Origin of the sequence: Actinomadura sp. NPDC047616 (genome assembly GCF_040642915.1) — a bacterium.
GTDB classification, from domain to species: domain Bacteria; phylum Actinomycetota; class Actinomycetes; order Streptosporangiales; family Streptosporangiaceae; genus Spirillospora; species Spirillospora miaoliensis.
This window is the reverse complement of sequence record NZ_JBEYTB010000007.1, coordinates 47,568-68,437: the sequence shown is the minus strand read 5'-3', so window position 1 is coordinate 68,437 and position 20,870 is coordinate 47,568. Positions and strand designations below refer to the sequence as shown.

General features: G+C 73.8%; 19 protein-coding genes. 9 read left to right on the top strand and 10 right to left on the bottom strand.

Annotated elements, in window-relative coordinates; translation table 11 throughout:
- Genes ABZ801_RS18175 through grpE form a run of 4 tightly spaced genes read right to left on the bottom strand, consistent with a single transcriptional unit; the run spans position 1 to position 6,416 of the window.
- A complete protein-coding gene (locus ABZ801_RS18175; RefSeq protein ID WP_360698987.1) occupies positions 1-1,269 on the bottom strand; it encodes a hypothetical protein in 1,269 nt (422 codons plus the stop codon).
- A gap of 30 nt (positions 1,270-1,299) precedes the next feature.
- Complete coding sequence (locus ABZ801_RS18170; RefSeq protein ID WP_360698985.1) at positions 1,300-3,924, bottom strand: hypothetical protein; 2,625 nt, start codon at positions 3,922-3,924, stop codon at positions 1,300-1,302.
- Between the two features lie 25 nt (positions 3,925-3,949).
- Positions 3,950-5,533, bottom strand: coding sequence for an Hsp70 family protein (locus tag ABZ801_RS18165; RefSeq protein WP_344940934.1), 1,584 nt, complete (start codon positions 5,531-5,533; stop codon positions 3,950-3,952).
- Between the two features lie 7 nt (positions 5,534-5,540).
- The gene (gene grpE, locus ABZ801_RS18160) at positions 5,541-6,416 is read right to left on the bottom strand and encodes a nucleotide exchange factor GrpE (protein WP_360698982.1); all 876 of its coding nucleotides are present in this window, start codon (positions 6,414-6,416) and stop codon (positions 5,541-5,543) included.
- A gap of 194 nt (positions 6,417-6,610) precedes the next feature.
- Here grpE and ABZ801_RS18155 point away from each other — a divergent pair, with 194 nt between their 5' ends.
- The 5 genes from ABZ801_RS18155 (at position 6,611) to ABZ801_RS18135 (ending at position 11,205) form a co-directional block, all read left to right on the top strand.
- A complete protein-coding gene (locus tag ABZ801_RS18155) occupies positions 6,611-7,279 on the top strand; it encodes an ACT domain-containing protein (protein WP_344940929.1) in 669 nt (222 codons plus the stop codon).
- 199 nt (positions 7,280-7,478) lie between these two features.
- Positions 7,479-9,029, top strand: a complete 1,551-nt coding sequence (locus ABZ801_RS18150) for an AMP-binding protein (protein ID WP_360698979.1) — start codon at positions 7,479-7,481, stop codon at positions 9,027-9,029.
- A gap of 170 nt (positions 9,030-9,199) precedes the next feature.
- Positions 9,200-9,850, top strand: a complete 651-nt coding sequence (locus ABZ801_RS18145) for a class II aldolase/adducin family protein (protein WP_344940923.1) — start codon at positions 9,200-9,202, stop codon at positions 9,848-9,850.
- A 59-nt stretch (positions 9,851-9,909) separates the two neighbouring features.
- Positions 9,910-10,713 carry an enoyl-CoA hydratase gene (locus tag ABZ801_RS18140; RefSeq protein ID WP_360698977.1) on the top strand — a complete coding sequence of 268 codons (804 nt, stop codon included), beginning with the start codon at positions 9,910-9,912 and terminating at the stop codon, positions 10,711-10,713.
- Between the two features lie 69 nt (positions 10,714-10,782).
- Positions 10,783-11,205 carry a TIGR03668 family PPOX class F420-dependent oxidoreductase gene (locus ABZ801_RS18135; RefSeq protein ID WP_360698975.1) on the top strand — a complete coding sequence of 141 codons (423 nt, stop codon included), beginning with the start codon at positions 10,783-10,785 and terminating at the stop codon, positions 11,203-11,205.
- Between the two features lies 1 nt (position 11,206).
- On the opposite strand, the gene ABZ801_RS18130 is transcribed toward ABZ801_RS18135, so the two are convergent.
- Complete coding sequence (locus ABZ801_RS18130) at positions 11,207-12,211, bottom strand: ADP-ribosylglycohydrolase family protein (protein ID WP_360698973.1); 1,005 nt, start codon at positions 12,209-12,211, stop codon at positions 11,207-11,209.
- Between the two features lie 49 nt (positions 12,212-12,260).
- Complete coding sequence (locus ABZ801_RS18125; protein WP_360698971.1) at positions 12,261-13,088, bottom strand: AraC family transcriptional regulator; 828 nt, start codon at positions 13,086-13,088, stop codon at positions 12,261-12,263.
- Between the two features lie 51 nt (positions 13,089-13,139).
- Here ABZ801_RS18125 and ABZ801_RS18120 point away from each other — a divergent pair, with 51 nt between their 5' ends.
- Positions 13,140-13,550, top strand: coding sequence for a DUF2000 domain-containing protein (locus tag ABZ801_RS18120; RefSeq protein ID WP_360698969.1), 411 nt, complete (start codon positions 13,140-13,142; stop codon positions 13,548-13,550).
- On the opposite strand, the gene ABZ801_RS18115 is transcribed toward ABZ801_RS18120, so the two are convergent.
- Complete coding sequence (locus tag ABZ801_RS18115) at positions 13,525-14,640, bottom strand: acyl-CoA dehydrogenase family protein (protein WP_360698967.1); 1,116 nt, start codon at positions 14,638-14,640, stop codon at positions 13,525-13,527. The two genes, ABZ801_RS18120 and ABZ801_RS18115, sit on opposite strands and share 26 nt — an antisense overlap.
- 170 nt (positions 14,641-14,810) lie before the next feature.
- Here ABZ801_RS18115 and ABZ801_RS18110 point away from each other — a divergent pair, with 170 nt between their 5' ends.
- On the top strand, positions 14,811-15,389 hold the full coding sequence (locus ABZ801_RS18110) for a Uma2 family endonuclease (RefSeq protein WP_360698965.1): 579 nt from the start codon (positions 14,811-14,813) through the stop codon (positions 15,387-15,389).
- A gap of 46 nt (positions 15,390-15,435) precedes the next feature.
- Positions 15,436-16,419: an aldo/keto reductase gene (locus tag ABZ801_RS18105; RefSeq protein ID WP_360698962.1), complete on the top strand. Its 984-nt coding sequence runs from the start codon at positions 15,436-15,438 to the stop codon at positions 16,417-16,419.
- Positions 16,420-16,430: 11 nt separating this feature from the next.
- Here ABZ801_RS18105 and ABZ801_RS18100 read toward each other — a convergent pair whose 3' ends face one another.
- From ABZ801_RS18100 to sbnA, 3 genes are read right to left on the bottom strand one after another with little or no spacing between them, the layout of a single operon-like run.
- Positions 16,431-16,664 (bottom strand): hypothetical protein, encoded by a 234-nt coding sequence (locus ABZ801_RS18100; RefSeq protein ID WP_344940897.1) that lies wholly within the window; start codon positions 16,662-16,664, stop codon positions 16,431-16,433.
- A 32-nt stretch (positions 16,665-16,696) separates the two neighbouring features.
- Positions 16,697-17,713, bottom strand: a complete 1,017-nt coding sequence (gene sbnB / locus ABZ801_RS18095) for a 2,3-diaminopropionate biosynthesis protein SbnB (RefSeq protein WP_360698960.1) — start codon at positions 17,711-17,713, stop codon at positions 16,697-16,699.
- The gene (sbnA, locus tag ABZ801_RS18090; RefSeq protein ID WP_360698958.1) at positions 17,710-18,786 is read right to left on the bottom strand and encodes a 2,3-diaminopropionate biosynthesis protein SbnA; all 1,077 of its coding nucleotides are present in this window, start codon (positions 18,784-18,786) and stop codon (positions 17,710-17,712) included. Before sbnA ends, sbnB begins: the two co-directional genes overlap by 4 nt.
- 292 nt (positions 18,787-19,078) lie before the next feature.
- Between sbnA and ABZ801_RS18085 the strand changes: the two genes are divergently transcribed.
- Positions 19,079-20,614 (top strand): amino acid adenylation domain-containing protein, encoded by a 1,536-nt coding sequence (locus ABZ801_RS18085; protein ID WP_360698956.1) that lies wholly within the window; start codon positions 19,079-19,081, stop codon positions 20,612-20,614.
- Positions 20,615-20,870: the final 256 nt, after the last annotated feature.

The following is a 20,870-nucleotide window of genomic DNA, read 5'->3' as shown; positions in this document are numbered from 1 at the left end:
TCATCCCCCCGAATCCAGGCCGGCCGGCTGCGGACGCACGCCGTCGAGCATGCCGAACCGGTACAGCAGCCACAGCAGCGGATCCTCGGCCCGGTACGGCCGCACGCCGCCGGGACCGACCCTGCCGTCCTCCGGCATGCCCCCCAGCGCCGACACCCCGAACAGCGCGTAGTCGGCGTACTGCTGGTCCAGGTACACGTCCAGCTGCCCGGCGTGCCATTCGTGCAGCAACGCGCGGACCTGGGCGTCCACCGCCTCCCGGTCGTCCAGGTCGAGCGCCCCCTCGCCGCCGCGCGTGCGGTGCAGCGCCGACTGCCGCAGCAGCCCCGGACGCAACGCGTCGATCTTGGTGAGCGCCACCGCCACCGGGACGGGCAGCCGCCGCCCGGGCGGGGTGCCGTGCCGCGCCCGCAGCGCGTCGGTCACCCGCGCGATGATGTTGATCGGTTCGCTGTCGGGGTCGTCGCCGGTGCCCGGCCCCGGGGGCACCGCGGCCACCGAGGCGCGCGCCCCGGGCAGCTCCAGCGGGTCCACCAGGAAGATGATGGCGTCGGCCGCCTCCAGGTAGCGCAGATGCAGATCGGTGACCTGGCGGCTGCGCAGATCCTCACCGGCGGTGTCGAACAGCACCAGCGCCAGGGACTCGGTACGCCGCCCCCCGCCCAGCCGCGGGCCACGGCCCCGGCGCGTACGGGTGCGCGTCAGCAGGTACACCAGCGGCTCACGCGCACTGGTGGCCGCGCTGGTGGTGGTGGGCAGCAGCCGCCGTTCCTCCAGCAGCGGCCGGGCGAAGTCGCGCTTGTACCGGTCGATGGTGCGGTCGTCGCAGGCCACCAGGGACGCGTCCAGCTCGGTGCCGACCCGGTTCATCAGCTCGTGCAGCAGCACCGCGATGTAGGTGCTCTTCCCCGCGTTCTTGGCGCCGACCAACGCGACGATGCGACCGGGGGAGTCGCAGTACGCCGACGGCAACGGGTTGTGGCACTCGGGGCAGACACGGTTGCCCGTCGCCTGCCCGCAACCGGGGCACGCGGCGCGCGTACGCCGCCCCGTCGCGGAGAACACCGGCGGCAGCGACGCGCCGGCCGTGGACCCCAGGTACTCGGCGAGCGTCTCGTCCAGGACGGGCTCGCACCCGGGCCGCCGCCCCGCGCGCCCACGGCAGCGGAAACGCACGTCCTGCAGCGGAACGACGGCGAAACAGTACGGGCACGTCAGGCCCTGCCGGGCGCGCGCACCCGGAATCGGGACCCGCGACGTCAGCGACACGGCCTCCTCCTGGCGGTACGGTCGGCGGAGCTATCGGTGGACGTGGAGTTGGCGGACCGGGGGGTCGGTCAACTCGATGACATCATCATCGGTGAAACACCGCACCCAATAGGGCCCGGACGCCGACGGCGCCGGCACCGACACCTCTCCCGGCACCGGCACCTCCGTCCACGCGCCGATCGGCTCCCCGTCGTCCCGCCGGTGCGGCATCACCCGCCCGGCGCGCAGGACGAGCGTCAGCCGCGCGATCCGCATGGGCTGCGACGCCGACAGCCGGACGGTCAGCGCGCGCCGCCACGGCGGGCCCGTCCGCTCCACCTGGTAGCGCACCACCGTGCGCGCCCGCACCTCGACGCTCACCGCCGGCCCCGTGACGCGGGTGTCGCCGACCGAGCAGGCGGACGCCACCGCCACCTCCACCGGCTGGTCCTCCGGCACCGCCACGCGCAGCCCGCCCTGCGCGTCGTAGGCGGCCCGTGTGACGATCTCGTGCACGCCCGCCTCCGGGTCGCCGCGGCCCGCCGCGATCGCCTCCGCGCCGACACGGCACGTCACCCGCACCTCCGGCACGTCCGGCGGCCAGTCGAACCCCAGGTGCACGCGCGCCCCGCGCCGCTCGGCGACCAGGCGGAGCGGCGGCGGAAGGTTGACGTGCCGGTGGTGCGCGCCGACCACGGCCCTGCCCTCCGCGACGGTCACCGCCAGCAGCCAGCCGCCCACGCCCGGCCGCACGGTCAGCCCGCCGCCCGGCGCCGGCACCGCCGACAGGCGGCGCCCCGCGCGCCGCACCTCCTCCACGGGCAGCAGCGCGCTGCGCGGCCACGGCGGCGGCTCGTCCAGCAGCAGCAGCTCCACCGTCCCGTACCGCGGCGGCTCGAACCGCACCTGCAGCACCCCGGGGTCGTGCGGGTCGGGCTCGACGCTCATCTCGTACACCGGGTCGGGCGGCGCGCTCGGCGTCACCGACACCCGCACCCCCGGCGTGACCACCTCGCGGCCGTGGGCGTCCAGGTACACCGCGCAGACGCGGTAGTGGTACGTCTTGCCGTTGGGCACCCGTTCGCGGAACCCGTCGCGGCCCGCCGGCACCAGGCGCCCGCCGCGCATGACCAGCACCCGCGCGGCCTCGGCCGGGCACCGCCAGCGGCCCGTCACCGCGCCGTCGGCGGGCAGCAGCTCCACCTCCGACAGCTCCGGACGCACGAACACCGGCCCCGCCACGGCGGGTTCGGCGGCGGCCTCACCCCGCACCGCGACCACCCCGTAGAACAGCGGCACGTTCACCGGCGGCTGCTCGTCGCGCGTGCCCGCCAGGACCTCACCGTCGGCGGCGTCGAGCGGCGGACGGTCACGGCGCCGCACCACCCGGTACGTCACCTCGCCCGCCGTGGACGGCGACGGCGGCCACGACAGCCGCACGACCGTGTCCTCCACGTCGGCGCGCAGCGACGGCACCGGACGCGGCGCCAGCCGCCGCTGCAGCTCGGCCGCCTCCGGCAGGTCGGCGACCAGCCGCAGCGCGTCGGCCAGCAGCCGCCAGGCCCGGTCGGGGTCGGCCTCGCCGGCGGCTTCTTCGCGCAGCCGCACCGCCGCGTCCAGCCGCTGCCGCGCCTCGGCGGCCAGCAGCGCGGCCTCCTCCGACGGCCCGTCGTCGGCGGACGCGGCGGCGCCGCCCGCGAGCTGGGCGGCGGCGTACACCTCGCCCGCGTCCAGCAGCGCCCGCAACCGGCCCGCCAGGCCGCCGCCCGGGCCGCTCTCGCGCACCACCGCGAACACCAGCCGCCGCGCGTCCTCCGGCTCGACCCCCAGGTCCTCGATCGCGTACCGCAGCAGCGCCCGTTCGGACGCGCGCTGCCGCAGCCGCTCGCGCAGCCGGTCCGTCACGTCGTACAGCACCAGCTCGTCGGGGTCGGCGCCGGACCGCAGCGCCGCCGTGATCGTGTCGGCGTGCACGGTGCTGGAGTCGCGGCCGCGCCGCGCCCACCGCGCCGACACCGCCGCCACGGCCTCCTCGTCCAGCCGCAGCACGCCGCCCCGCGACGCCGGGGCCGAGAACCCGCCCAGCACCCGCATCGGACCGGCCAGGTTCCCGCCGAACACGAAGTCGGCCAGATGACGCCGGCCCAGCACGTCCAGCGACTCGCGCACCTTGCGGTACGCCGCGTACGGCGGCGCGGACGGCAGCGGGTCGGGCTCGCGGACCTCGATGCGGTCGTCGCGGGCCTGCCCGGCCAGCTCGTCGCGCGGCACCCCGCAGGTGCGGGCGATGCTCTCCAGCTCGGCGGGCGTCACCATCCGCGGCGCGCCCGCCGCGTCGGCCAGCCGGGCCCGCGCCTGCGTCCGGCGCCGCCGGGTGCGCTCGCGCCCACCGCGCAGCCGCTCGGTCAGCGGACGCAGGTCGCCGCGCTCGGCCGCCGCGAACACCGGGGCCAGCTCGCGGTGCTCGGCCTCCAGCCGGTCGACCAGGCGGCGGTACTTCAGCTGGCCGCGCGAACGCCGCCAGCACTGCCGCACCAGCCTGACCCGCGCCGCCACCGCCTCCGGCTCCAGCCGGTCGGGCAGGGCGTAGCGCAGCCGCAGATCCTCCGGTGGCTGGTCGCCGGCCGCGCGGGCGGGCTCCAGCACCTCACGCTGGTAATCCTCGTCGAAGCCCACCGCAGGGCGTCTCCCCTCCCGGGCGTCAGCTCACCTGCACCCGCGACAGGGCGCGGCGGGACTTCTCGACCTCCTCCTCGGACATGCCGCCCACGTCGATCTTCAGCTCCAGCGTGTCGCCGGTCTCCTTCTCCACCGCCGTCACGTTGAGCAGCCCGGAGGAGTCCAGCGCGAACGTCACCTCCACCGGCCAGCCCGCCTTCTTGCCCGGCGGGATGCGCACCTCCCCGGTGGCGATCTCGTTGTTGTCGGCGACCTCGGCCGACTCCACGCTGCCCGCCTGCTCCATCACCCGGATGTCGGCGGCGGCCTGGTCGTCGTGGACGGTGAAGAAGTCCTCGGTCTTGGCCGCGGGCAGCTCGTCGTTGGCGTGCACCAGGTGCGCCACGTGCTCGGCGCCGGTCTCGCGGTCCACCACCACGATCCCGAACGCGTGCGAGGCGACCGTCCTGATCTGCCGCCCGGCGATCTGCTGCCGCTGCTCGGTGGTCAGGCCCGCGCGGTTGGCCATCTCCTCGGCGCGGTCGGCCGCGCCCTCGGCGACCAGCCGCCGGTAGGTCTCCTCGAACGCGTACAGCGCGGCGCCCTTGGCCACCGCCAGGTCGGGGTCCTGCAGCCGGGGCGTCAGGCCCAGCTCGGTCTCCAGCCGCGCCGCCACGATCGGCATCTTGGTGGAGCCGCCCACCAGCACCAGGTCGTCGTAGTCGCGCACGCCCTTGTCGGCGGCGGTGGCCAGCGTCCGCCCGGTGATCTCGATGGTGCGGTCGAGCAGGTCCTTGGTGAGCTCCTCCAGCTTCTCCCGGGTCACCTCGATCGCGGCGACCCGCCCGTCGTGCATCACCCGGACGGTGTGGGAGGTGCGGGCGCTCAGCGCCTTCTTGGCGTCCTCGGCGTCGCGGCGCAGCTGCTGCTCGGTCTGCCGGTCGTCCAGCGGGTCGCCCGCGTCCGGGTGCTCGGCGCGGAACCGCTCGGCCAGGTACTCCACCAGCCGCGCGTCCCAGTCGGCGCCGCCGAGCTCGTGGTCGCCGTCGGTGCACACCACCTCGATGTGCCCGCCGCGCAGCGCGATCACGGTGGTGTCGAACGTGCCGCCGCCCAGGTCGTACACCAGGATGGTGCGGTCGGCGTCGGGGTTGAGCACCCCGTAGGTGACGGCCGCGGCGATCGGCTCGGACACGATGTCGATGACGTTCAGCCCGGCGATCCGCCCGGCCTTGCGGGTGGCGTCGCGCTCGGCCGCGCCGAAGTAGGCGGGCACCGTGATCACCACGTCGCGCGCCTCCTCGCCGGTGCTGGTGCGCGCGTCGGTGGCCAGCTTGAGCAGGATGAACGCGCTCAGCTCCTCCGGGGTGTAGTCGAACCCGTGGATGGAGCGCGTCACGTCGCGGCCCATGTCCCGCTTGACCAGGCTGACCACGTTCTCCGGTTCGAGCACCGCGGTGTCCTTGGCGGTGGCGCCGACGATCACGTTGTCGCCGCTCTCGAAGTACACCACCGACGGCGTGGTGTCGGTGCCCTCCAGGTTGCGCAGGACCGTGGGTCGCCCCACGTCGTCGATGCAGGCGATGCAGGAGTACGTGGTTCCCAGGTCGATCCCGTAGACGGCCATGTCCTCTTCACCTATCGCTACCTGGTCCGGGCACGCCGCTCACGGTGGCGCGGCGGGCGCTAGACGCGGAGGGCGGCGTTGCCGATGCGGTTGACGACATCGTCTCGCTCCTCCCGGCCTCGCGCGGGTGACTTTGCCCACTCGTTGGATCAGTTCCGGCGGCCGGATCCGGCCCCGTGGCGGTGCCGGCGGCCGTTGCCGCGTCCGGCGCCGGGTCGGCGGCGGCGTCGGCGGTGTGGTCGACGGTGTGGTCCGCGGTGCGGTCCGCGGACGGGTCGGTGGCCGGGCCCTCGGCGGGGCCGGCGGGCTTGGCGACGCAGACCTCGGCCTTGCGCACCACCCGTCCGCCCTGCTCGAACCCGTCCGAGCGCGCCCACAGCACGGTGCCCGCCAGCGCCGGGTCGGTGACGCGCTCGACCGCGACCGGGCGGTGCCGCACCGCGTCGAACGGCTCGCCGGGCTCGACGGTGTAGCGCTCCACGCCCGACCGGGCCAGCGCGTCGGCGATCTCGTCGGCCACCGCCGCCAGCAGCGCGGCGGCGTGCGCGGGCTCGGGCGGGTCGGGCTCGGACCACCGGCGGGCCTCGCGGCGGGCCTGGTCGTGCAGCCGGTAGAGCGCGGCGCGCAGCGGTTCGAGCGCCGTCTGGAGCTCGCCGCGCCGCAGCCGCTCGTTCTCCTCGTGCAGGCGGTCGATCACGGCCTCGCGGTGCGCGGCCCGCTCGTGCTCGCGGTCGAGCCGCGCGGCCAGGGCGGCCAGCGCGTCGCGGATCCCGGCGACCGCGTCACCGTCGGTGACGGCGTCGAGATCATCGGTCTCGGCGGGCGGGCGCGCGGCGGCCTCCTCGGAGACCTCGTTTACTCGACGACCCGGAGCGCTCGACACGTGCAGTAACCCTAACGGGCCGCCGGGGACGAGGGTAGGTCCGCCGTTGACCTTCCCGGGACTTTTCGTTGACCCGCCCCGTCGTAGGTTTGCCCTACCTGCGGCTGTTTGTCGGCTTCGACACGCGGCGGTAACAGATCCGAAACGCGGCTCCCGCAACCTGAACCGGACTGTTGGAGCACAGGAGGTGGGCCATGTTGCTGCGGATTCGCGTCCGGCTGCCGGATCGTCCCGGCTCGCTGGGCAGGGTGGCACGGATGCTGGGGGCCGCGGGCGCCGACGTGGTGCAGATGGCCGTCCTGGAACGCGACGGCGGGCGGGCCCTGGACGACTTCACCGTCGTGTGGCCCGCGGGAGCGGGCTTCGAGCGGCTGCTCGACGGGCTGGGGTCGGTGCCGGGCGTGCAGCCGGTCGGCGTCTGGCAGACCGTCGAGCCGCAGGGCGCCTATCCGGACGCGGCGCTGATCGGGCAGCTGGCGTCCGCGCCCGAGCGCGGGCCGCTCACGTTGGCCGACGCCGTGCCGGGCCTGCTCAGCGCCGACTGGGCGGGGCTGGCCGAGGGCGGCCCGGACGGGCACGCGCTGGTGCACTGCAGCCTGGGCGCCGCGCCGGAGCCGGACCTGCCGGACCTGGCGCCGCTGCGGCCGCGCGCCTTCACCGCCCCCGACGGCACCCAGTTCGCGATCTGCCCGATCGGCGGGCCGGAGGACGGCGCGTGGGTGCTGGTGGTGGCGCGGACGGGCGCCCCGCCGTTCCACCGCACCGAGGTGTCCCGGCTCGCGCAGCTCGTGGGCGCGGCCGAGGCGGTGCTCGGCGGCCGGGGGACCGGGACGAAGGGCCCCGATTTGGTGCGTACTTCTTAACGGGTAAGAAACCACCGGGATACCGGCGGCGTCTAAGTTTCCCGAACGGCCCGATGATGCGGCGGCGCGGTCGCATCACCGGGCCGTTCCCCTGCCGGCCGCCCCGCTCGTCCGCTCGTCCGCTCGGCCGCGTGACGGCGGTCACATGGAGGACTAGAGTCCGGTTCTGGAGCCGTTGTCCAGCCGCCGGGAGGTCGCCATGGCCGAGCTGCTGCGTCCCTTCGCCGAATCCCGTCCCGACCAGGCCGCGCTGACCGACGAGCGGGGCGTCACGTCCTGGGGTGAGCTGAACGCCCGCGCCGACCGCCTCGCGGGCGCGCTGCGCGGCCTGGGGCTGCGCGCCGGCGACACGATCGCCGTCCACTCGGGCAACCGCCGCGAGTACTTCGAGCTGATGTGCGCCGCCGGGCACATCGGCCTGCGCTACGTGCTGGTCAACTGGCACTGGACGGCCGACGAGCTGCGCTACGTGCTCACCGACTCGGGGTCGAGGGCGCTGTTCTCCGAGGCCGCGTTCGGCGACGTCGCCGCCGAGGCCGCCGACGGCCTGGACCTGGCCGCCCGCGTCGCGGTCGGCGGCGCCGTCCGCGGGTTCGCGCCGTACGAGGAGTTCCTGGCCGGCGGGCCGGACGGGGAACCCGCCGACCAGGTCATGGGCTACCCGATGATGTACACCTCGGGCACCACCGGACGGCCCAAGGGCGTCACCCGCAAGCTCGTCACCGCCGGGGCCCCGCTGGACACCGCCGTGCTCATCGGCGACGTTTTCGCCGAGATCCTGCGGATTCCCGAGGGCGGCCGCTCGCTGCTGGTCGGGCCCGTCTACCACTCCGCGCAGTGGCTGTTCTCGCACATCTTCCTGCTGCGCGGCCGTCCGGTGGTGATGCGGCGGAGCTTCGACGCGGCCGAGACGCTGCGGCTGATCGACGAGCACGCGATCACCAACGTGCACCTGGTGCCGACCCAGTTCGTCCGGCTGCTGCGCCTGGACGAGGCCGCCCGCGCCGCGTTCGACGGATCCAGCCTGCGGGCCGTGTGGCACGGCGCCGCGCCCTGCTCCCCGGAGGTCAAGCGCCGCATGATCGACTGGCTGGGGCCGATCGTGTACGAGTACTACGGCTCGACCGAGGCGTCGGTGAACTCGGTGATCAGCTCGGCGGAGTGGCTGGAGCGGCCGGGCAGCGTGGGCCGCCCGCTGCCCACCACCGAGGTGCGGGTGCTGCGGGAGGACGGCACGCCCGCCGCGCCCCGCGAGCCGGGCACGCTGTGGTTCCGCTACACCAGCGGCGACGACGTGGAGTACTGGGGCGACCGGGACAAGACGCGCTCCATCCACCGCCCGGACGGCCTGTTCACCACCGGCGACATCGGCTACCTGGACGAGGACGGCTACCTCTACCTGGCCGACCGCGCCATCGACATGATCATCAGCGGCGGGGTCAACATCTACCCGGCCGAGATCGAGGGCGTGCTGATCACCCATCCGGCCGTGCGCGACGTGGCGGTGTTCGGGGTGCCGGACGAGGAGTTCGGCGAGCAGGTCAAGGCCGCCGTGGAGCTGGCCGACGGCTTCGCGCCGTCCGGCGCGCTGGCCGGCGAGCTGGTCGCGCACTGCCGCGCCGCGCTCGCCGGATACAAGGCGCCCCGCTCGGTCGACTTCGTCGACGCCATGCCCCGCACCCCGACCGGCAAGCTCTACAAGCGCGTGCTGCGCGACCCGTACTGGAAGGACCACGCCCGCCGCATCTAGCCGTCCGGACCGGCCGTCCGGGTGTCAGGACGGAACCGATGCCCGGCATGGCGCCGGGCCCGGTGCCGACGGGCCCCCGGGGCGTTGACAGCGAGCTTGACCGGCCCTCCTTCGAATCGGCAAAGCCGTAGCGTACGGCGTGGCAGCCAGTAAATGTGAAGGAGATTCGAATGTTGCTCGCGGACGAACGCGCCGAGGTGTGCCGGATCGGCCGGCAGCTGGCCGAGACCGGGCTGGTGACCGGGTCCTCCGGCAACATCAGCGTGCGCGCCGGCGACCTGGTGGCGGTCACCCCCGGCGGGATGATGCTCGACCGGATGACGCCGGAGGACTGCCCGGTGCTGGACGTCTCGGGCCACCTGGTGGAGGGGGAGCGGGCGCCGTCCTCCGAGACGCCCATGCACCTGGCGATCTACGAGGAGTCCGACGCCTCGGCGGTCGTGCACACCCACTCCACCTACGGGGCCGTGGTCGCCACCACCATGACCGAGCTGCCCGCCATCCACTACACGACGCTGCTGCTCGGCGGGGTGGTGCGGGTCGCCGAGTACGCCACCTACGGCACGCCCGAGCTGGCCGCCAACGTGCGCAAGGCCCTGGAGGGCGGCCGGCGGGCCGCGCTGATGGGCAACCACGGCGGCGTCACCCTGGGCGGCGACCTGGACGAGGCGTACGAGAACGCCCGGCTGCTGGAGTGGCTGTGCGGCGTGTACGTGCGGGCCAAGATGATCGGCGAGCCGCGCATTCTGACCGAGGAGGAGCTGGCCAAGGTCACCGAGCGCGGCCTGCGCCCGCCGGAGTACCCGCGCCGGGAGGCGTGACGCCGCCCGGCTTGTAACCTAGCGCTTGCTAGGTCACTTGCGGAGAGGATGGCCCGCCGATGCCCTTCGTCCTGATCGACAAGCCCCGCCCGCACGTCGCGCTGCTCACCCTCAACCGGCCCGAGCGGATGAACGCGATGGCCTTCGACGTGATGGTGCCCTTCCGGGACGCCCTGCGCGAGGTCGGCGCCGACAACGACGTGCGCGTCGTGGTCGTGACCGGCGCGGGCCGCGGCTTCTGCTCCGGCGCCGACCTGGAGTCGCCGGGCCGCGTCCCGGGCATCGACGGGCTCACCGTCCCCACCATCGCGCTGCGCTCGATGGAACTGCTCGACGAGGTCGTGCGCACGCTGCGCGGCCTGCACCAGCCGGTGATCGCCGCGGTCAACGGCCCGGCGATCGGCGGCGGCATGTGCCTGGCCCTGGCCGCCGACGTCCGGATCGCCGCCGACACCGCCACGTTCCGCGCCGCCGGGATCAACAACGGGCTCACCGCGAGCGAGCTCGGCCTGAGCTACCTGCTGCCGCGCGCGATCGGCGCGTCCCGCGCGTTCGAGATCATGCTGTCCGGCCGGGACGTGGACGCCGCCGAGGCCGACCGCATCGGCCTGGTCTCGCGCACCGTCCCCGGCGACAAGCTGCTGGACGCCTGCTACGAGCTGGCCGAACGCGTCGCCGGGTTCAGCCGCCCCGGCGTCGAGCTGACCAAGCGGATGCTGTGGTCGTCCCTGGACGCCGCCAGTCTGCACGCCCACATGGACCACGAGGGCCTCGCCCAGCTGTTCGTCCGCCTCACCACGCGCAACTTCGAGGAGGCCGTCCAGGCCCGCAGGGAGAACCGCCCCCCGGACTTCCGCGACTGACCCGCGCCCGCGACCGCCCCCGGGAGGCCGCCCCTGGGCCGCGGGCGGCATCCGTGACAGGCTGCGAGTATGCCCAGGCTAACGCAGGACGCCGCCTGGGGGCGGCTCACCTCGGTCCCGGTCGTCCGGCTGGCCACCGTGGACGAGCACGGCCGCCCGCACCTGGTGCCGGTGACCTTCGCCGTGCGCCGGGGCGTCCTCTACACCGCCGTCGACCACAAGCCCAAGCGGTCCCGCGACCTGCGCCGCCTGGCCAACATCCGCGCCAACCCGCACGTGTCGCTGCTGGCCGACCACTACGACGACGACTGGGAGCGCCTGTGGTGGGTGCGCGCGGACGGCCACGCCCGCGTCATCGAGGACGACGCGGGGATGGCCGAACCGATCGCCCTGCTCCGCGACCGCTACGCCCAGTACCGCGACCGCCCGCCCGAGGGGCCCGTCATCGCCGTCACGATCGACGCCTGGAGCGGCTGGTCCGCCTCCGGGTAGCTCAGTCCCACGCCCGGCCGAGACGCGCCAGCCGGTCGGCGTACTCGATCCGCGCCGCCCATTCGGCGGGCCAGGCGTCCATGCCCAGGTGAGCGCCCGCGAACGCCCCCGCCAGGCACGCGATCGAGTCGGAGTCGCCCGAGCTGGCCGCGCCGCGCCGGATCGCGGCCACCGGGTCGTCCGGGAACAGCAGGAAGCACAGCAGCGCCGTGGCCAGCGCCTCCTCGGCGATCCAGCCGCCGCCGGTCGCCTCGCACGGGTCGGCGCCGCGGTCGGCCACGGCGAGGGCCGCGTCCAGGCGGTCGAGCGCCGCCAGGCATTCGTCCCAGCCCCGCGCGATGAACTCCTGCGGGGTGTCCACGCCGGGCCGCTGCCACAGCTCGCCCAGCCACCGCTCGTGGTACGTGGTGCGCTGCGCGTGGCAGCGTTCGCGCAACGCCCGGGGCAGCTCCTCGGGGGTCACCAGGCCCTCCCGCAGCCACCACACCGCGTACGCCGTCAGCTCGCTGGCCGCCAGCCCCGTGGGATGGCCGTGGGTGAGCGCCGCCTGAAGCTGCGCCGCCCCCGACCGCTGCTCGTCCGTCAGCCCCGGGGCCAGCCCCACCGGCGTGACGCGCATGTTCGCGCCGCAGCCCTTGGAGTCGCGGATCGTCGCCTCCGCCCACGGACGCCCCTCGGCCAGCCCCGCGATGGCGCGCAGGCAGGTGTTGCCCGGGGCCCGGTTGTTGTCGGGGCTGCGCGCCCAGTCGATGAACCTGCGCCGCCAGATCGGCGTGATCAGATCGGGTGTGAACGGCGGGTTTCCCAGCGCGTCGAGCAGCCCCTCGCCCACCGCGAGGCCCATCTGCGTGTCGTCGGTGACCAGCGCCGGGTCGCCCTCCGGCTCACGCGGCCCGCCGGGCCCGTACTGCCGTTCGATCCGCCGCATGTCGAGGAACTCCGTCGGCTTGCCCAGAGCGTCCCCGTACGCCAGCCCGAAGATGCTGCCACTGGCCCGTCCCGCCACGACCCCTCCTCACCGTTGCCTCGCCGGGCATTCTGCCGTAATCGCCGCATCACCGGACGGCGCGGCGATACGCGGCGGGGGTGACGCCGTAGCAACGCACGAACCAGCGGGTCAGGTGGCTCTGGTCGGCGAAGCCGGTGCGCGCGGCGGCCTCGGCGATCGGCTCGCCGCGGGCGATGCGGCGGCGGGCGGCGCGCAGGCGCAGCTGACGCTGGTAGTCGCTGGGGCCCATCCCGTACGCCCGCCGGAACGCCCGGTACAGCGCGAACCGGCTGCATCCGGCCTCGCGGGCGAGCTCGTCGGCGGAGAGGTCGTCCAGGAACCCGTCGTGCAGCCGTGCCCGGGCCCGTTCGACCACCCGCGCGTCCCCTCGCCGCAGCGTGGGCGCGGACACGCGGCCAGGGCGGACGGCGGCGCGGCGCACCATCGACGCCACGGCCGAGGTCAGCAGCTCGTCCCGCCGCAGCCGCGACGCGTCGCCGAGAAGCGCGCGGTGCAGGGCCCGCAGGTCGTGCGCCAGCAGCGGATCCTCCACCACGGGAGAGGCGAACAACGGGAGCCCGGCCGGGCGCCCGGCGATGTCGGCGAGCACGTCGCCGACCAGCTCGGGACCCAGATGGACGATCCGGTAGGTGAACCCGATCCGGTCGGCGGGCCCGCCGTCGTGCGGGTCGTCGGGGTTGAAGGCCATGACCATCCCGGCCGCGCTGGTGTGCGCCGCGCCCCGGCACCGGAACGCCTGCTGCCCCTCCTCGGTGACGCCGAAGGAGTACGTCTCGTGGCTGTGTCGGTGGTAGGAGTGCCGTTCGAAGCGGGCGTGCATGGCCTCCAGGGGCCGGTCCCCGGCGCGCCAGTAGCGGGTCCACTCGCCGGTCACGCGCACGAGCGTACAAGACGGCCGGCGACGCCCCCGGCCAGCATGGCCCGCATGCGCTTCGACACCAAGATCGCCATCGTGGTGCGGGACGACCTGGCCGCCTGGCAGCGGCTGAACGTCACCGCGTTCCTGGCCGGCGCGGTCGCCGCCGGGCACCCCGACCTGATCGGCGAGCCCTACGAGAACGCCTCGGGCGACCGCTACCTGCCGACGTTCCGCCAGCCCGTGCTGGTCTACGCGGGCACCGCCGAGGACCTCGCCCGCGTCCACGCCCGCGCCCTGGCCCGCGAGACGAGCATGGCCGTCTACATCGAGGACATGTTCAAGACCGGGCACGACGCCGACAACCGCGCCACCGTCCGCGCCGTCACCGCCGAGGAGATGCCGCTGGTCGGGCTGGCCCTGTACGGGCCGAAGAACCCCCTGGACAAGATGCTCAAGGGCCTGTCGCTGCATCCGTGATCCCGGCGAGCCCGGCCAGCCGGGCCCGATACGCCGCCGGGGACCCGAACAGCTCCTGCGAGGACTTCGCCCGCTTGAAGTACAGGTGCGCGTCGTGCTCCCAGGTGAAGCCGATGCCGCCGTGGAGCTGGACGGCCTCGGCGGCGACGTGGAAGAACGCCTCCGAGCAGTACGCCTTGGCCAGCGCGGCGGCGGCGGGCAGCTCGTCCGGGTCGCCGTCGGCCGCGTCCGCGGCGTGCATCACCGCCGACCGTGCCGACTCCACCAGCACGAACATGTCCGCGCACCGGTGCTTGACCGCCTGGAAGCTCCCGATCGGCCTGCCGAACTGGCGGCGCACCTTGACGTACTCGACCGTCATCTCCAGCGCCCGCTGCGCGCCGCCGAGCTGCTCGGCCGCCAGCGCCACCGCCGCCATGTCCATGACGCGCGGGCCGTGGACCCCGACCGGCCGGGCCCTCACGCCGTGGAATTCCAGGCGCGCCATCTTCCGTGTCTGGTCGAGCGTGGTCAGGGGCGCCCGGGTGAGCCCGTCCGCGCAGCCGCGCACCGCGAACAGCGCGAGCCGCTCCTCCTGACGCGCCACCACCAGGATCAGGTCGGCGACATGGCCGTCCAGCACGTAGGTCTTGACGCCGTCGAGCACCCAGCCGTCCGGAGCGGGCCGGGCGGCCATCTCCACGTGCCGGACGTCCCACCGCTCGTCCTCCATCCACGCCAGCGTGGCGAGCGTGCTCCCGTCGGCGATGCCCGGCAGCAGCTCGCGGGCGGCGTCCTCGTCCCCGGCGTCGAGCAGCGCGTACCCGGCCAGCACCACCGAGGACAGGAACGGCGCGCACACCAGCGCCCGCCCCATCTCCTCCATGACGACGGCCAGCTCCCGCATCCCGAACCCGGCCCCGCCGTACTCCTCGGGGATCGCCAGGCCCTGCAGCCCCACCTGCTCGGCCATCTGCGCCCAGACCTTCGGGTCGTACCCCTCGTCGGTCGCCATCAGCCGCCGCACCTGCGCGCTCGGCGACTTGTCGGTGAAGAACCGCCGCAGCGTCTCCCGCAGCTCCCGCTGCTCCTCGGTGCCGGCCAGCCCCATCCCCGGACCTCCCAACCAAACGCCCGCTTGGTAGTACATCCTGCCGCACGACCGCAGACGCGCACCACCCCCAACCCGTAGGCTGGAAACGAAGGGTTGGTCACTACGATTCGCACACGGAAGGTGGCGCTCTGCTACTGCGATCTCGGCAACGAGGAAGGGAGCAGGGCATGACCGTCATGGCTCATGAACCACAGGCGCAGGAGGACACCCTCCTCGAAGGATTCCTCGCCCTCCAAACTCCCGAGGGTTTCCGAGCAGAGCTGATCGACGGAGAGATCGTCGTGACACCACCCCCCGGCGGCGGGCATGACAAGAACATCTGGAAGCTGGTCCGGCAGGTCGTCGAGAAGAGCGATACACGGTTCGACTTCTGGGGCAACAAGGGCCTCGTCACTCCGAGCGGCGGCCGATGCCCGAAGAATCACGTCATCCCGGACGGCACGTTCGTCCGTGAAGAGGCCGACCTCTACAACGACGACGAATCATGGTCGCCTGCCGAGGGGATCGACATGGTGGTAGAGGTGACCTCCTCGCGACCCGGACCGGATCGGGTGGCCAAGCGGCACTGCTACGCGCGGGCCGGGATTCCGCTGTACCTGCTGGTGGACCGGGAGAAGCAGAGGGTCACGCTGTTCAGCGAGCCCGAGGACGACGACTACCACAGGGTCGTGTGGGTCCCCTTTGGCAAGCCGATCGCGTTGCCGGAGCCGTTCGACTTCGAGCTGGACACCTCCGAGCTGTTCTGACGGCCGCGCGTAGGATCTTGGACGAGATCTACGCGAGGGCGGTGTGATGGAGTACGTGCGGCTGGGCGGCAGCGGGCTCAAGGTGTCGCGGATCTGCCTGGGCATGATGACCTTCGGCGCGAGCGAGTCGCGGGCCTGGGCGGTGGACGAGGCCGCGGCGGCGCCGATCGTGCGGGCGGCGGTCGAGGCGGGCGTCAACTTCTTCGACACCGCCGACATGTACAACGAGGGCACCAGCGAGGAGATCACCGGGCGGCTGCTGCGCGAGTACTTCGCCCGCCGCGACGACTACGTGCTCGCCACCAAGGTCTACAACCCGATGGGGTCCGGGCCCAACGACCGGGGCCTGTCGCGCAAGCACATCATGGACGGGATCGACGCGTCGCTGCGACGGCTCGGCACCGACTTCGTGGACCTCTACATCATCCACCGCTGGGACTACGAGACGCCCATCGAGGAGACGATGGAGGCGCTCCACGACGTGGTGCGGGCGGGCAAGGCCCGCTACATCGGCGCGTCCAGCATGTTCGCCTGGCAGTTCGCCAAGGCCCAGCACGTCGCACAGCTCAACGGCTGGACACGGTTCGTGTCCATGCAGAACCACTACAACCTGGTCTACCGCGAGGAGGAGCGGGAGATGATCCCGCTGTGCCTCGACCAGGGGGTGGGCGTCACGCCGTGGAGCCCGCTGGCCCGCGGCCTGCTGGCGGGCACCCGCGACCGCGGCGGCAGCCGCCACACGCTGCGGTCCCGTACCGACCGGTACGCCGAGAGCCTCTACACCGACGAGGGCGACTTCGACATCGTGGACGCGGTGCGGGCGGTCGCCGGCGAGCGGGGCGTGTCGATGGCGCAGGTCGCCCTCGCGTGGCTGCTCGACCGGCCCGGGGTCGTGTCGCCGATCATCGGCGCGAGCAAGGAGACCCATCTGACCGAGGCGATCGCCGCGGCCGAGGTGACGCTCACCGACGACGAGAAGGCCCGCCTGGAGGCCCCCTACCGGCCGCATCCCATCAGCGGCCACTCCTGATCAGGGGCGGTTCACGGGGACCAGTCGTGCGAGCCGAGGACGAAGCCCGCGCCGCTCGAACGCAGATGGCCCACGGCCAGCAGGTGAGCCAGTGCCGCGCGGATGTCCTCCTCGGGGCGGTCGATCTGGCGGTTCAGCGTGGCGAGGTCGGCGGTGCCGCCGTCCGTGTCGATCTCGGCGACCGCCTCGTACACCGTCAGCTCGAAGTCGGTCAGTTCCTGGACGTCGCCGCGTTGTTCCCTCATGCCCGACCCATGCCCGCAGGGAGGCGGGCGATTCAGCCGTAGCGGTCGAGTTCGTGGAAGAAGCCGGGGACGGTGTGCAGCCCGCCCGCGGCGGCGACGTGCTCGTAGACGTGCAGCGCCACGGCCAGGTCGAGGACGCCCAGGCCGAACGGGGAGAAGATCACGGGCCGGTCGGCGGGCGGGACGAGGGCGCCGGTCAGCACGTCGTGGAGCGTCCCGGCGACGAAGCCGCGGTGCCCGACGAGCTGTTCGGTCAGGTGCGGGGAGGTGCCGGCCTTCAGGCAGTGGTCGACGTCGTCCAGGACGTTCCAGGAGGCCAGGATGATCTCGGGGGACAGGTCGCGCAGCGAGATGTGCAGCACCAGCGGCGCGTGCGCGAACCAGCCGGGGTCGGTGACGTGCGGCTCGCCCGCCACGGTCGCGAAGACCACCAGGTCGCAGGAGCGGATGAGGTCCTCGGCCTTGTCGTGGACGGTGACGGCGGTCTCGCCCGCGCGCCGCAGGTAGCCGCGGAAGCCCGCGGCGTGCGCGGCGGACAGGTCGTGCACGCCGACCTCGTCGAAGACGAACCCGGCGGCGCGCAGGTAGGTGTGGACGTAGCGGGCGATCAGCCCGGCGCCGACGAACCCGGCGCGGCGGGGGCGGGCGCCGCGCGCGTCGGCGAGCCGGGCCGCGGCCAGGGCGGCGGACGCGGCGGTGCGGGCCGCGCTGATGATCGAGCTCTCCAGGCAGGCGAACGGGTAGCCGGTCTCGGCGTCGTTGAGGATCAGCACGGCGGACGCGCGGGGCAGCCCGGCCGCGACGTTCTCCGGGAAGCTGGAGATCCACTTGATGCCGTGCACGTCGCCGAGCGAGGCGGGCAGCGCGATGATCCGCGCGGACGGCCGGTCGGGGAAGCGCAGGAAGTAGGAGTCGGGGTTGACCGTGCCGCCCTCGCCGTGCCGCCGGTAGGCGGCCTCGACGGTCTCGATGACCCGTTGCTCGCGGCCGCTGAGAGCGTCCTGCACCTGGTCGCCGGGGATCACGGCGAAGGAGGGGGGCTGGTTCATGTGCGGCTCCGTCGCGGGTCGGTGAGGTCGGTGACGGCGGTGAGGTCCCGGGCCGCGTCGTCGGCGGTCGCCTCGGCCGGCGCGTCGGCGGGCGGGCCGGGCGCGGTGCCGGGGAACAGGTCCGGCACCAGGTCGGGGAAGTGGCGGCGCAGCCAGCGTTCCTCGTACAGCGAGTCCAGGTAGCGTTCGCCCAGGTCGGGCGCGATCGCGACGGCGACCGGGTCGGCTCCGGGGTACTTGGCGGCCAGCCACCGTTCGGCGCCCGACACCACGGTGCCGGTGGAGCCGCCGAACAGGAAGCCGTGCGCCGACAGCCGGTGCACGGTGCGGATGGTGGCGGACTCGGCGACGTGCACGACGTCGTCGACGTAGGACTCGTCGACCAGCGCGGGGCGGCTGCTGGTGCCCAGGCCGGGGACGAGCCGCCGCTCGGGGACGCCGCCGAAGGTGACCGAGCCGACCGCGTCCACCGCCACGATCGTGACCGGGCGCCGCCGTTCGCGGAAGTAGCGGGCGCAGCCCATGAGGGTGCCGGTGGTGCCCGCGCCGACGAACAGCACTTCCAGGCCGGGGAAGCCGCGGTCGATGGCGGGCGCGGTGCCGTGGTAGTGCGCCAGCCAGTTGTTGGGGTTGGCGTACTGGTTGAGCCACAGGTAGCGGTCGTCGGACGCGCACAGCTCCCGCACGTAGGAGATGCGGCTCTCCAGGTAGCCGCCGGCCGCGTCGGTGCGGGAGACGATCCGGACCTCGGCGCCGAGGGCCCGCATGAGCCGCATGGTGGCGGGGTTGCAGCGCGGGTCGGTGACGCAGACGAACCGCCGGCCGCGGGCGGCGGCGATGATGCTCAGCGCCACGCCCAGGTTGCCCGAGGACGACTCCACCAGGATCGAGTCGGGGGTCAGCGAGCCGTCCCGCTCCGCCGCGTCGATCATCTGCGCGGCCGCCTTCAGCTTGACCGACCCGGCGAAATTGAAGCCCTCGCACTTGAGGTAGAGGGGACAGCCGAGCACCGGCCGGAGGTCCACGTAGAGATCCTCGACATTGAAGTCCTGCGGCGAGCTGATGATGGGCACGCTGCCACCCTCGAACAAATATCAATTGGCGGTTCGGTGGAGGCCCCGGAACCGTGCCGAATTCTCCGGAATGGCTTTCCGTGCGTTTCCCGAGTTCCCCCCGAATCCGCGCCGGGGACGAAGAGCCCCATGGCGGATCATCACCGTACCTTCGGGCATGTCGCCCCGCAACCCCCTACTTACCGATGAGTAGTGTGGAAAGCGGGAATCTTCCCGGAAGGCGCCATAAGCTGGCGCGGCGGTGGTTTTCCGCTGATGACGGGGACGACGTCGGATCTCACGGAGAGTGATCATGAGTGCTCGCGGACGGGCCGTCGACCGGCTGCTCACCCTGGACGAACTGCCCGTCCCGCCGCTTCCGGAGACCGAGGTCGTCCGCGCCCGGGAGCTGGCCGCCCGGCACGGGATGACCCGCGAGCACGCCGTCGACCTGGACGATCCCGTCATCGCGCGGGTGGAGCGGGTCGCGGCCGAACGCGACCGGCCCGCCGTGCGCGACCGCGACCGCTCGCTGACCTACGCCGAGCTGGCCGCCGAGGCGCGCCGGCTGGCCACGCTGCTGGAGCGCTCGGGCGCCGGGCCGGGCACGGTCGTGGGCGTCGGCGGCGAGCGCTGCGCCGCCGTGGTCGCGGCGTTCCTGGCGATCGAGCTGGTCGGCGCCCTGTACGTGCCCGCCGACGCGACCTGGCCCGCCGCCCGTGTCCGCGACGTCCTGGACCAGGCGGGAGCCGGCCTCCTGCTCGTCGCCGACGACGCCTCGGCGGAGGGCTCGGCGCTGGCCGAGGGGGCGCGGGCGGCGGGGTGCCGGATCGTGCGGGCGGCGGACGCGGACGGGTGCCCGCCGTGGGCGGGCCCGGCCCGGCTGCAGTCCCTGGACCAGCCCCGGTACGTGCTGTTCACCTCCGGGTCGACCGGCCGCCCCAAGGGTGCGGTCGTCGAGCACCGCGGCATGATCAACCACCTGTACGCCAAGATCGTCGACCTGGAGCTGACCGGGGCCGACGCGGTCGCCCAGACCGCCCCGCTGGGCTTCGACATCTCGGTGTGGCAGATGCTGTGCCCGCTGCTGGTGGGCGGCCGGGTGGAGGTGGTCGACGACGAGGTGGGGCACGACCCGGTCGCGTTCGCGCAGGCCGTGGAGCGGCGCGCCATCACGGTGGTGGAGCTGGTGCCGACCATGGTCCGGCACCTGCTGGACGACCTGGCGGCCACACCCGGCCAGGCCGGCGCGCTGGCCGGGCTGCGCTGGATGATCGCCACCGGCGAGGAGCTGCCCGCCGAGCTGGCGCGCCGCTGGCTGGCCGCGATGCCGCACGCGCGGCTGCTCAACGCCTACGGCCCCACCGAGTGCTCCGACGACGTCACCCACCACACCGTGACCGAAGGCGACCTGGACCTGCTGCGCCTGCCCATCGGCACGCCGATCCTCAACACGCGCCTGTACGTGCTGCGCGCCCCCTCGCCGGAGGAGGGGGAGGACGGCTCCTGGAGCGCCTGCGAGATCGGTGAGACCGGCGAGCTGTTCGTCGGCGGCGTCTGCGTGGGACGCGGCTACCTGGGCGACCCCGAACGCACCCGCGCCGCGTTCTACCGCGACCCGTTCGACCAGGGGGGACGCCTCTACCGCACCGGCGACGCGGTCAGGTTGCTGCCGCCCGGGGAGGGCGGGCGGGACCGGCCCGTGCTGCAGTACCTGGGACGGGTGGACCGGCAGGTCAAGATCGCGGGCGTCCGGATGGAGCTGGGCGAGATCGAGGCCGTGCTGCGGCGGCATCCGTCCGTCGGCGCCGCCGCCGTGATCGTCCACGAGGCGCACCGGCCGTCATAACGCAACGTAATCACATCGTCCCTTACCGGTTGTCGTCCTTTGTCACATCCCGCGCGTCCGGCGGGCGCGGCGCCGGACGGCGGACGCGCTTTTTTGTCACGGTCGTGAGCATTTCACGTGGTCAACTTCTACTTTTTGGGGGATTGCCAGTCCGCTGGGCGGGCTGGTTGACTGTGGGCCCGCTACTCGGCGGTAGACGAGGTCGGAGGGCGGACCCCCATCCGGGCCGGCGAAGTGGCGGTCGCGCGCACCCGTC